Source organism: Enterovibrio coralii (assembly GCF_001559595.1).
Classification (GTDB): domain Bacteria; phylum Pseudomonadota; class Gammaproteobacteria; order Enterobacterales; family Vibrionaceae; genus Enterovibrio; species Enterovibrio coralii.
The window spans coordinates 115,789-128,075 of the sequence record NZ_LNTY01000058.1; the positions used below are offsets into that span (position 1 = coordinate 115,789).

Below are 12,287 nucleotides of genomic sequence, written 5' to 3' on the forward strand. Positions count from 1 at the left end.
TGAAGACTCCGGTTTTTTTATATCTCTATGTTGACCAGCAAGCCCTGTCGGGCTCATTCTTCTTTTTTATCTGCCAGTGCGGCAATGGCCTCAAGCTTTTTACGCACCTTGTCTGGCGCGCCTGCGCAATCGCTTTTAGGTATTCCGCAGCCATTGGGCTGACAGGCGGCTTGTCACTTTTAGGCTCGCTTGCTTTGACGTATTCCATGTCTCGCTTTGCCAGCTCTGGGTTCACTTTGATTTCAATGGTCATTAATGACGGCAGTGTGCCCTGACGAAGAGAGGACATCAGGACATGACGATCGAAGTTCAGGCGGTTTGCCCAAGAAGATGATCCACATTCGAGGATAAGGATCCCGTCTCGAAAGTTGGCCACGCGGCAATGTTTCGCCGATTGTGGCGGCAAAAGGGCTTTAACTTGTTCATTGAGTTGGGACAATGCATAGGCGCGCTGTCTTACCTGACCGGCTAAGCCTTTTTCGAGTAAATCCAATGCTGCTTGGGGACGATGATCTCTCACAATCAAATCTCTTGATGTTTACTCCCTAAAGAGTACCAGCAGGTCGGGTAGGTCTCTAGCTTTCATTGATAAAAGCCCAATGCGTTGATGGGGATAGGCGGTACTTTTTGCACAAAAATGAACATAAAGTGCACTATTTTGGGTCTGGTCAATGAACGGGTTCTAATTTTTCTTAACAAACCAAGCAGAACACGTATTACGAGTGGGATGCATAGGAGATATGGCTTATGATAATCAGCCAAAGCGCAAAATAAGCGTGAAGAATTGATTTTCGAGCCTTGAAATCCATCTCATCAGGCACAAGATCTTCATCCAGAATGAATCGCTAATTCTTCCGAAAAATTTTGGCAGAGGGATATGCTGAATTTCTCTGCCGCGCAGTATCCAGCTTTAGCCCTTTTGCTGAAGCTAAAATTATGAGAGAAACGGCAAAGCCATGTTATCGAAGCTAATTACCAAAGTAATCGGAAGTCGCAACGACCGCACCCTGCGTCGTCTTCGCAAAGTCGTCAACGAAATTAATAATCTTGAACCACAGTTTGAAGCATATTCTGACGACGAACTGAAAGCTAAAACCGCTGAGTACCGCCAGCGTATCGAGCAAGGCGAGTCTTTGGACGTTATCCTGCCGGAAGCGTTTGCAACCGTGCGTGAAGCGTCTAAGCGTGTTTATGGCATGCGCCACTTTGACGTACAGCTGATTGGCGGCATGGTGCTGAACAACGGCCAAATCGCAGAAATGCGTACTGGTGAAGGTAAAACCCTGACCGCGACCCTGCCTGCTTACCTGCATGCACTGACGGGCAAAGGTGTTCACGTTGTTACTGTGAACGACTACTTGGCAAAGCGTGACGCCGAAACCAACCGTCCACTGTTTGAATTCCTTGATATGACTGTTGGCATCAACGTGCCAAACATGCACCCTCAAGACAAAAAAGCCGCTTACCAAGCAGACATTCTTTACGGAACCAATAACGAATTTGGTTTCGACTACCTGCGTGACAACATGGCATTCCGTGCGGAAGACCGTGTTCAACGTGAACGTTATTTCGCGGTGGTGGATGAGGTTGACTCCATCCTTATCGATGAAGCGCGTACCCCTCTGATCATCTCCGGTCCTGCTGAAGACAGCTCTGACATGTACACCCGTATCAATGCGCTGATCCCGCAACTGGTGCGTCAGGACAAAGAAGACAGCGAAGAGTACCGTGGTGACGGTCACTTCACCGTTGATGAGAAATCTAAGCAAGCGCACCTGACAGAAACGGGTCAGGAGTTTGTGGAAGACCTGCTGAAGAAAAACGGCCTGATGGAAGAGCACGATACCTTGTACTCGCCAGCAAACATCACGCTGCTTCACCACATCAATGCGGCACTGCGCGCTCACGTACTGTTTGAGAAAGACGTCGACTACATCGTCAAAGACGGTGAGGTGGTTATCGTTGATGAACACACTGGCCGTACTATGCCAGGTCGTCGTTGGTCTGAAGGCTTGCACCAAGCGGTGGAAGCGAAAGAAGGCGTCAAGATCCAAAACGAAAACCAAACGTTGGCATCGATCACCTTCCAGAACTACTTCCGTCTGTACGATCTGCTGTCAGGCATGACAGGTACCGCAGATACCGAAGCATTTGAATTCCAGTCAATTTACGGTCTTGAAACCGTGGTTATCCCAACCAACAAACCAATGGTTCGTGATGACATGGCGGATCAGGTTTACATGACTGAGCGTGAGAAGTTTGAGGCGATCATCGCTGACATCAAAGCGCGCAGTGAGAAAGGCCAGCCTTCTCTGGTGGGTACCGTGTCTATCGAGAAATCTGAGCTTCTGTCTAACGCACTGAAAAAAGCGGGCGTTAAACACTCAGTACTGAACGCAAAATTCCACGCATCAGAAGCGGACATCGTTGCTGAAGCGGGCGCGCCAGGTGCGGTCACTATCGCAACCAACATGGCAGGTCGTGGTACGGATATCGTGTTGGGTGGTAGCTGGCAAACTGACGTTGCGAAGCTGGAAAACCCAACCGAGCAACAAATTGCGGATATCAAAGCGACATGGCGTGAGCGTCACGACGCGGTAAAAGCCGCGGGTGGTCTTCACATCATCGGTACCGAGCGTCACGAATCACGCCGTATCGATAACCAGCTACGAGGTCGTTCTGGTCGTCAGGGTGACCCAGGTTCAAGCCGTTTCTACCTGTCTATGGAAGACTCACTGATGCGTATCTTCGCGTCTGAACGTGTGTCTAACATGATGAAGAAACTGGGTATGGAAGAAGGCGAAGCGATTGAGCACCCATGGGTGAACAAAGCTATCGAAAACGCACAACGTAAAGTTGAAGGCCGTAACTTCGATATCCGTAAACAGCTTCTTGAATTCGATGACGTGGCAAACGATCAGCGTAAAGTGGTTTACGAACTGCGTGATGAGCTGATGGATACCATAGACATCAGCGAGATGATCGAGCACAACCGCGAAGACGTGGTGAACGCAGTTATCGACCAGTACATTCCGCCTCAATCTCTGGAAGAGATGTGGGATATTGAAGGTCTGGAAGTGCGTCTGAAAGCTGACTTCGATGTTGAGCTGCCGCTGCAAGCGTGGCTGGATGCAGACGACAAGCTGTACGAAGAGCAACTGCGCGAGAAAATCTTGAACCACATCATTGATGTGTACAAGTCGAAAGAAGCGGCGGTAGGTCCAGAAACCCTGCGTAACTTCGAAAAAGCAGTGATGCTGCAAACGCTGGACACGCTGTGGAAAGAACATCTGGCGGCGATGGATCACCTGCGTCAAGGTATCCATCTGCGTGGTTATGCGCAGAAGAACCCGAAACAGGAATACAAGCGTGAGTCTTTCGAACTGTTCGAGGACATGTTGGAAGCACTGAAATCAGACGTTGTGATGACGCTGAGCAAGGTTCGTGTTCAACAGCCTGAAGAAGTGGATCGTATGGAAGAGCAACGTCGTGCGCACGCTGAAGCGGCAGCGCGTCGTCAGCAAACCAACCATGCAGAAGCGGAAAACCAGCTGGATGACAGCCACGAGCACGCATCTGATACGGTTGTTCGTGAAGGTCGTAAAGTGGGCCGTAACGAGCCATGTCCTTGTGGTTCAGGCAAGAAATTCAAGCAATGTCACGGTAAGATCGACTAACCGTAGGCAAGGATACTAAGAGGCCGCACATCGCGGCCTTTTTTATGGATAGTAAGAAAGATGACTGACGTGAAACGCATTCATATTGCGGCTGGGATTATTTTGAATCCCACGAAAGACGAGATTTATATCACGCAGCGTGCTGCGAAGGCGCACAAAGGTGGTTTCTGGGAGTTTGCTGGCGGACAAGTAGAAGCGGGTGAGACTGCAGAAGCTGCCGTCGTACGTGAGTTGGATGAAGAAGTGGGTATTGCTGCCAAAACGGTTGAGCACTTTATCTCGTTTTCTCATGACTACCCAGAAAAGTCGCTAACCTTTGATTTCTTCCTTGTGTCTGCGTTTGAGGGCGAACCCTTTGGCAAGGAAGGGCAGCCGGGGCGTTGGGTGGGGATTGATACGTTAGGCGAGTATGAATTCCCTGAAGCGAATGCGCCCGTGTTGGTAAAGCTTAAAGAAACACTTCTATAAAAAAAGGGCCAAACATTGTGTTTGGCCCTTTTTTCTTCAAGACAGAGACGTATTAGTGATCTTCTGACCAACCGTCGCTGTCCGACATATCTGGTGCGCCCGGAATGCGCTTTTCTTCATCTGCCCATTCACCAAGATCGATCAACTGACACTTCTTGCTACAGAACGGACGATACGGGCTGACTTCTCCCCAAACAACGGGAATACCACATTGTGGGCACTTAACAATAGTTGGACTTTCTTTGCTCACAGAAACCTCTGTATTCGTGTTATCTAGCAGACCGCCAGTCGAAGTGACATGGAATCTGCAATGGCGCGGCTTTCGTCAAATGGTATAAAGCGGACGGCAAAGCGCGATTTATGACCCGACACCAAAGGGTAAGCGTTGTAATCGGGTGATATTTGAATGCGAAGTAAATAGGCACCATCAACGTCTTGCTGATAGAAGCCATTGTTCACAGTGCAAGGATGCATCACAGTGCTGCCTCTGACTAAGTGTAGCCAAAACGTCAGTGCTTCATCGAGTGCTTGCAAAGACGACAGCCACTGTGACGTGTTTGATTGCTGATGGGCAAGAGGCAGACTCAGCCAGTGGTGAAGCACAGGCAAGTCAAAGCTACAGGTGCCACCCGGAATGGAGAAACGCTGACGAATTGAAGACAAGAATTTATCTTCTCTCAGTTTTTGGCCAAGTCGCGGTGCCTGAAGCAGAGATTGCTGAAGCTGACGCTTTCGCCGAGCAGGACTTTTAATTGCTCAACATCCACATGTGGCACGTCGAGCCACGCTTCCAGCTTCGCGCGCTGTTTCTCCAGATCTTTAACCAGATCGCCTTTGACCTGAACCTGTTCGAGGATCTCCATCAGATCAAATAGGCTTTTAAAAAACGGAGCCCATTGTGAAGAGGCTGTGATATCGGCGGCAAGCTTTACCTGATCCAACAAGTACTCAAGTCGCAAATACACACGGACTTGCTCATTCAAAGGGTGCTCGTAAAGGGTATCGGTGCTCATGCTGCTCTCAATTTACTGTGTTGCCAGTTCAAGGTACTGAGCGTGTAATGCGTCGATTTGAGGGATTAATTCCTTGTTACCCCCATCATTGTTCACGATGTCGTCAGCAATTGCTAGTCGCTGTATGCGACTGGCTTGTGCATTGAGTATGTTTTTCACTTGCTCAGTGCTGACACCATCGCGTTTTCCAGTGCGCGCAATTTGAGTTTGTTCTGAAACATCTACGACAAGCACACGCTGGCAAAGTAATTGAAGGCTGTTTTCAACCAGCAAAGGCACCACCAATAAACAGTAAGGTGTCTGGCTTTGTTGGGTTTGTGAAATCATCGTTTCGCGAATTTTTGGATGCAGTAGAGCGTTCAGCCACACTTTATCCTCAGGGTGTGAGAACACATGCTCTCGCAATGCCGCGCGATTTAAGGTGCCTTCAGGCGTTAGCATCTCAGCACCAAACTTTTCTGCGATGGCATTTAGGCCGTCGGTGCCTGGCTCAACAACTTGGCGAGCAATGACATCAGCATCAATCACATCAATGCCTTTTTCGGCAAAAAGATCGGCGACCGTAGTTTTTCCACTGCCGATACCACCTGTCACGCCAATTACAAACGCCATTTAGTAACCCAAATAAGATGTTAAATACCAGTTGATGATCTTATCGCCCCATAGCAAACCGATCCACCCTGCAATGGCGAGATAAGGGCCAAAAGAGAAAGGCGTTTCTTTATCTGAGCCATTGATGCGTATCATGATGATGCCGCCAACAGCACCGATAAAGGAGGCTAACAGGATAACCATTGGCAATGCTTGCCAGCCAAGCCATGCCCCCAAAGCTGCAAGGAGTTTAAAATCACCATACCCCATGCCTTCCTTACCTGTTAAAAGCTTAAAGAGTTGGAACACACTCCACAGTGACAGGTAGCCTGCCATGGCTCCAATGACTGAATCTTGAAGTGAGACTGGAGAGATGCCCATCACTGCAAGCAACATGCCTGCCCACATCAGCGGCAACGTCATTTGGTCGGGAAGCAGCATGGTATCGATGTCGATAAAACACAGCGCAATCAACACAAAGGTTGCGAAAATCACCGCGAGTGACCAGTAAGAGCCCGTCAAGGTAAATGCCGTGACGCCCGTCAACATTGCGGTCAACAGTTCGACTAAAGGGTAGCGTTTGCTTACTGGTGTTTTGCAGTTGCGGCACTTTCCGCCAAGGATAAGCCAGCTCAATACAGGCACATTGTCGATAGCATTTACCTGTTTTTGGCAATTAGGGCAGTGAGAGCGGGGTAGGCTTAGGTTAAAGACTTGCCCATCAGGGGCTGCAATTTCTTCTGGGAAACAGTCGTGACACTCTTGTTGCCACCGTATTTCCATCATTTTTGGCAGTCGGTAAATTACGACATTGAGAAAACTGCCAACAATCAGGCCAAAGACAGAGGCAAACACTACAAAAAGATTCAGAGAGTCAAACAGCCAATTCATCACGGTATTCCATTATTAAGGAGGGCAAAGTAATATGATACCGAGATGTGCCAGTTCACTCTATGTGAATTAAGAACAAAAGACGGAGACACAGTTTAATTTTTATCCCATCACACTGATCAGATTGAACATCGGCAAATACATAGCGACTACCAAAGATCCAATCAGACCACCAAGAATAACGATGATCAGCGGCTCCAGAATTTTACCGAGATTGTCGACGACATTATCCACCTCATCTTCGTACATCCCTGCGACCTTATTGAGCATGTCATCGAGCGAACCTGATTCCTCACCGATCATCACCATTTGCGTCATCATGTCCGGGAACTCGCCCGTTTCTTTGATAGAGCGGTGAAGGGGGCGCCCCCTGATGTTTGCTGGTAAACCGTCTCTATCACATTTTGATAGTGCAGGTTATTGGCCGTTTTCCCGGCAGCTGAAAGACCGTTTAGAAGTGGGATGCCCGCATTAAACGTGGTTGCAAGGGTACGGGTAAAACGTGCAAGCGTCGCCTTTGTCAATACGCCACCGACAATTGGGATGTGAAGGGACAATCGGCTTACTTTAAGTTGGAATGACGGACTGCGTTTGTAGCTTTCTCGCATTAGAAGAACGACTAAAACGGTGACTAACCCAAGGTGTAAGCCATAGTTTTGAACAACTTCAGAAAGGTTCAGAACTTTTTGGGTAAACCAAGGTAAGTCTGCGTTAAAGGAAGCGAACACATCTTTAAATGTTGGGATCACGAAGATCAGCATGCCAATAGTCACCGCCAGTGCCAGAAAGGTCACGATACTTGGGTAAATCATGGCTTTGACTACTTTGGCTCGTGTGGCTTCGTCTTTTTCTCGGTAAACACTGATTCTTGCAAAGATTTGTTCAAGGCGACCTGTCTGCTCACCCGTTGCCACCAAATCGCAGTAAAACTGGTCAAAAAGCGGCGAGCTGTTTTTCATCGCCATGGCCAAAGACGATCCGGCTTCCACATGGCGATAAATATTGCCGATGATAAGTTTCATCTCGGCTTTTTTTGCACCGGTTTTCAGAAGCTGCAGTGTTTCGCCCAAAGGCACCCCCGCTTCCAGCATGGTCGAGATTTGGCGACTGAATAGGGTAATGTCTTTTGGCGTCGCGGCATTTCGGCGTTGGACAAAAGACGAAGGGCTTCTGCGCTTAATTTTTAGAATTTGAACGCGCTGCTCTACCAAGGAAAGACGAGCATCTTGTTCGTTAAACGCCAGCACTTGGCCTTTTACGTTTGACCCTTTGGTTGTTACTCCTCGCCAATGAAAGGCATAAAGCTTGTTTTTTTCTTTCGCCATGACAGCTTCCTTATAAGCTAATGACGCGTTGAAGTTCAGTAAGGCTGACGATGCCTTCGTTTAGTTTTTCGATACCGGACTCTTGCAAGGTCAGCGCACCGCTGGCACTGGAAATGTTCTGTAATCGGCTGGCAGATGCCCCTTGTCCTATCGCTTCAGCCAACTCAGTGGAAATGGGCACAACTTCATAGATCCCGACGCGGCCAATATAGCCGTGGTTGCAGTGATCGCAGCCTTCAGGTGCAGCTTTGTAGATCGACTCAGTGCGCAGCGACGGATAGTGCTTTTGCAAAGCGATAAGCTGGTTGTCGTCAGCGGGGTGTGGCTCTTTGCAATGTTTGCAAAGACGACGCGCCAAGCGCTGAGCAATCACCAGTGAAAGAGAGGCGGCAAGGTTGTAGGGCGCAACGCCCATGTTGGCCAAGCGGGTAATACTTTCCGCCGCTGAGTTAGTGTGCAAGGTGGAAAGTACCAGGTGACCCGTTTGCGCCGCTTTAATGCCAATTTCTGCGGTTTCTAAATCTCGGATCTCACCCACCATCACCACATCAGGATCTTGGCGGAGAAACGCACGAAGGGCTTTGGCGAAATCAAGGCCGATATCGTTGTTGATATTGACCTGATTGATGCCGGGCAGGTTGATTTCGACTGGGTCTTCCGCCGTGGCGATATTGCGCTCTGCGGTATTGAGGTATTTAAGACCCGTGTACAAGGATACGGTTTTGCCGCTCCCTGTCGGCCCTGTTATTAATATCATGCCTTGAGGGCGGTCGAGAGCATGCAAGTAATCGGCTTTCTGCTTTTCGTTATAGCCGAGCGAATCAATATCCAGCGCAACACTGCCGCCATCTAAAATACGAAGTACCACCTTCTCGCCCCAAAGGGTGGGCAGTGTGGAAACACGCATATCTACTGACTTGGAGTCAGAGATGTTGAGCTTGATGCGCCCATCTTGCGGAAGGCGTCGCTCGGCAATATTGAGCTTGGCGAGAATTTTTAGTCGGGTAGAAAGACGACGAGAAACGCCCGCAGGTGGAGAGCTGTGGAGCTGCAAGATTCCATCGAGGCGAAAGCGAATGCGATAGCTTTGCTCAAACGGTTCAAAGTGCACATCGGACGCTTGTTTTCGTACCGCATCCAAAATGACTTGCTGAATGTAGCGACTGACAGGGGCCTCGTCCGTCATCAAGTCATCAGTGCTTTCCGAAATATCAAAATCGGCAAGTTCTTCCAGTTCGGAGTTCGATACCGAAAGCGTATCTTTGCAGCTGGCTTCAATGTTCTTGCCGTAAAGCTTGCGAAGCGCACCTTTGAGCTGGAGATGATCGACAATAATGGGGCGGATCATCAGTCCTGTGGCAAAGCGAAATTCATCCTGCGCATCGAGATCTGTGGGGTCGCTAACTGCAAGGTAAAGCATGGAATCGACAATCTTGAGCGGCAATACGCTGTGGTTAAGGCAAAGTGACCGCTTATCTAACTGCTCGCACGTTGTCATATAAGGGTAGTCAGTGATGTTACCGACAGGCTCTTTAAAATAGTCGCCAAGTGTCCTGGCAAGCGCATCGCTAGACAGCACCTGGTTGGCTATCAATGCATCGGGTGCTGCCCTGCCATCAAGCGTCATCGTATCTAGAACATGCGAGGATTGTTCCTGCGAGATCGCAGAGTTATGCAGAAGAAGATTGATTAAGCCTGAATCTAGAGTTTCTGCAGTCACGAGGCTGTCCTTATACATGGCGTAAGTACGAATTATTGAGTCTTTAGTTATGTGACTGATATGAAACGGTGTCGATAGAAGAGCAATGGAATTTCGACGAATGTCATGCTGACAAGCAGAAGAACCGAACACTTACCAAGTGTGATATTAAAGTCAAAAAAGCGGGAGTTGCGTTCGCCGCTATCCCGCTTTTAAATTCAGATCAGTTTACGGAGTAGTCGTTGCACAGCCTTTAATGCCATCTAGTTGGATGCCTGCAGACATTGCACATGTCCATGCAGCCTCTGAGCGTGTATATGTAATTGTTTGGTTGTTATATGCAGTGTCTGTATTCAAAGCAAGCACAAGAGTGCCGTCCGCAGATTCTGAAGCGGCCGTGCCAGTAATGGTGCCAATACCTTCAACAACAAAACCATTTGCTGAGTCTAACCCACCTACATCAGCACCAGCTGTTATAAAAGTCGCTAAAGTGTTTGTAGAACTTAACTCCAAGAACAGATCCGCTTTGGTCAGCATGTTTTTCAGCGAAGCGATGCCTGCGGTGACATCCGCTTTATTTTTATAGTTTGAGTAAGCTGGCACGGCAATTGCCGTCAGTGCACCAATGATCCCAACAACAATCAACAGCTCAATTAAACTAAAACCTTTTTGCTTTTTCATATTCTTATCTCCAGTCGTTCATGCGCAATTAATTGCGTAAGTGGTTTCAAGATAAGACTGAAATTGAATTTGTGACAGCGTAATAATAGGGTCTTTCGACGGGTGATCTGCCTTTGATGCAACGGGAATGAAGTGAGTGTTACAAAATGTGACCGTTGGACAAAAATGCAGGCATAGTGCCTGCATTATCAGTAAGTTAACGAGTTTTGTGTCACTTAAAACGCATGGAGAGATCCATGGCATTGATGTGTTTGGTGAGTGCGCCCACAGAAATATAATCTACCCCTGTATCTGCATAATCGCGAATCGTGTCGAGTGTCACATTGCCTGAAACTTCCAATGCGATGCGTCCGTTATTCAAAGCGACAGCTTCACGCATCATGTCTGTGGTGAAGTTATCCAACATCACGATATCGGCACCTGCATCAATCGCTTGTTGTAGTTCATCCAGCGATTCGGTTTCCACCTCAACAGGCTTACCTGGGTTCAAGTCTTTGGCTGTTTTCACGGCTTGCTGAATACCACCACATGCCATGATGTGGTTTTCTTTGATGAGGTAGGCGTCATACACACCGATACGGTGGTTGTAACCGCCGCCGCACGCCACGGCATATTTCAGCGCATTGCGAAGACCGGGAATGGTTTTGCGGGTGTCCAGCAAGCGAGTACTCGTGCCAGCTAGCTTTTCGGCATAACGCGCGGTTTCGGTTGCACTGCCAGACAGGGTCTGAATAAAGTTCATTGCGTTGCGCTCACCCGTCAACAGAATGCGTGCAGGACCTTCAAGTTCGCAAAGGACTTGATTTGGTTCGACTTTGTCACCGTCTTCCACCATCCAGCGAATATCGACTTCACCGCCAAGTTGACGAAACACTTCATCGGCAAAGGCTTTTCCGCAGAAAACGCCGTGTTCGCGGGTAATGATGGTTGCAGTCGCATGCGTGCAAGCAGGGATTAAGCTGGCGGTGATATCTTGAGTGGCATCTAAACTACCGCCTAAGTCTTCTTTCAGCGTATCGGCAACACAACGAACGATGTCGTTTTGGAGCATTTCTTTCAGCTTCGCCAGGCGTTTTTGGCTGTCGTGAACGCGTGGTGCGTTCGAGAGATCTGACATGGTGGTTCCATCACGGGTAAAACAAAGATTCAAACAGGGCTGTCCTGCCTACGATGGCTGCCAGTGTACATGTGAGAAGGGCAGATTGCGAGATGAGCAAAGGTGTACTTTTTGTGTGGGTTTTTACCGTAAATACGGTAAACTGTTGTTTTTCTGATGCTCAAAGGCATTGTGCATGTTAACCATTAGTGATCACATTCTGGAATCGGCTGTTTACCTCCCTTCTCCCCATTTTAACGAACGCCCGGATCCTAGCGATGTCTCTTTGCTGGTGGTGCACAATATCAGCCTGCCGCCGAGTGAGTTTGGCGGCCCTTATATTGAGCAGTTTTTTCAGGGAAAACTGACCTCAAAAGACCATCCGTATTTTGATGAAATACGCCATCTCGACGTTTCTGCACATTGCCTCATTAAACGTGACGGTAGTGTGGTGCAGTTTGTGCCGTTTGATAAGCGTGCTTGGCATGCCGGCGTGTCGTGTTTCGAGGGACGTGAACAGTGTAATGACTTCTCGATTGGTATTGAGCTTGAAGGCACAGACGATTTGCCCTACACCGACGAGCAATACCATGTGCTTACGTTGGTGACGCAATCTTTGCTTCATTACTACCCGAAAATGGCGGCATCGCGCATTACGGGCCATGAGCATATTGCGTCAGGCAGAAAGACCGATCCGGGGCTGTCATTTAACTGGCAACGTTATCAACAAGCGTTAGGTGCAGAAGAGAGCTGACGGTTTTTCGCACCTTATCTTGTAAACGTGCGTTTCCAAAATTCGTTGAGAAGTGAAACGGCTTTGAGAATTTGCGCAATATTCCATCGTTT

General features: G+C 48.6%; 10 protein-coding genes and 2 pseudogenes. 3 read left to right on the top strand and 9 right to left on the bottom strand.

Features of this window, described 5'->3' with window-relative positions:
* Window positions 1–25 precede the first annotated feature (25 nt).
* Window positions 26–520 (bottom strand): DUF721 domain-containing protein, encoded by a 495-nt coding sequence (locus ATN88_RS22160; protein WP_232313480.1) that lies wholly within the window; start codon window positions 518–520, stop codon window positions 26–28.
* A gap of 436 nt (window positions 521–956) precedes the next feature.
* On the opposite strand from ATN88_RS22160, the gene secA reads away from it, so the two are divergent.
* Together secA and mutT are read left to right on the top strand one after the other, a co-directional pair.
* Entirely contained in the window at window positions 957–3,677 is a 2,721-nt protein-coding gene (secA, locus tag ATN88_RS22165; protein ID WP_067419724.1) for a preprotein translocase subunit SecA, read from the top strand.
* A 60-nt stretch (window positions 3,678–3,737) separates the two neighbouring features.
* Complete coding sequence (gene mutT / locus ATN88_RS22170) at window positions 3,738–4,145, top strand: 8-oxo-dGTP diphosphatase MutT (protein ID WP_067419725.1); 408 nt, start codon at window positions 3,738–3,740, stop codon at window positions 4,143–4,145.
* Window positions 4,146–4,197: 52 nt separating this feature from the next.
* Here the strand turns inward: mutT and yacG are convergent, their stop codons facing one another.
* The 8 genes and pseudogenes from yacG to nadC all read right to left on the bottom strand — a co-directional run bounded on the left by yacG (window position 4,198) and on the right by nadC (window position 11,462).
* The gene (gene yacG, locus ATN88_RS22175) at window positions 4,198–4,395 is read right to left on the bottom strand and encodes a DNA gyrase inhibitor YacG (RefSeq protein WP_067419726.1); all 198 of its coding nucleotides are present in this window, start codon (window positions 4,393–4,395) and stop codon (window positions 4,198–4,200) included.
* Window positions 4,396–4,418: 23 nt separating this feature from the next.
* Window positions 4,419–5,158: pseudogene (zapD, locus tag ATN88_RS22180) on the bottom strand (cell division protein ZapD).
* 12 nt (window positions 5,159–5,170) lie between these two features.
* Window positions 5,171–5,770, bottom strand: a complete 600-nt coding sequence (coaE, locus tag ATN88_RS22185; protein ID WP_067419727.1) for a dephospho-CoA kinase — start codon at window positions 5,768–5,770, stop codon at window positions 5,171–5,173.
* On the bottom strand, window positions 5,771–6,640 hold the full coding sequence (locus ATN88_RS22190) for a prepilin peptidase (RefSeq protein ID WP_067419728.1): 870 nt from the start codon (window positions 6,638–6,640) through the stop codon (window positions 5,771–5,773).
* Window positions 6,641–6,742: 102 nt separating this feature from the next.
* A pseudogene (locus ATN88_RS22195) lies at window positions 6,743–7,965 on the bottom strand (type II secretion system F family protein).
* A 10-nt stretch (window positions 7,966–7,975) separates the two neighbouring features.
* Window positions 7,976–9,685, bottom strand: coding sequence for a type IV-A pilus assembly ATPase PilB (pilB, locus tag ATN88_RS22200; protein WP_232313481.1), 1,710 nt, complete (start codon window positions 9,683–9,685; stop codon window positions 7,976–7,978).
* A 207-nt stretch (window positions 9,686–9,892) separates the two neighbouring features.
* Window positions 9,893–10,345: a pilin gene (locus ATN88_RS28450; RefSeq protein ID WP_067419730.1), complete on the bottom strand. Its 453-nt coding sequence runs from the start codon at window positions 10,343–10,345 to the stop codon at window positions 9,893–9,895.
* Window positions 10,346–10,556: 211 nt separating this feature from the next.
* Window positions 10,557–11,462, bottom strand: coding sequence for a carboxylating nicotinate-nucleotide diphosphorylase (nadC, locus tag ATN88_RS22210; RefSeq protein WP_067419731.1), 906 nt, complete (start codon window positions 11,460–11,462; stop codon window positions 10,557–10,559).
* Between the two features lie 175 nt (window positions 11,463–11,637).
* Between nadC and ampD the strand changes: the two genes are divergently transcribed.
* Window positions 11,638–12,195: a 1,6-anhydro-N-acetylmuramyl-L-alanine amidase AmpD gene (gene ampD / locus ATN88_RS22215; protein ID WP_067419732.1), complete on the top strand. Its 558-nt coding sequence runs from the start codon at window positions 11,638–11,640 to the stop codon at window positions 12,193–12,195.
* Window positions 12,196–12,287: the final 92 nt, after the last annotated feature.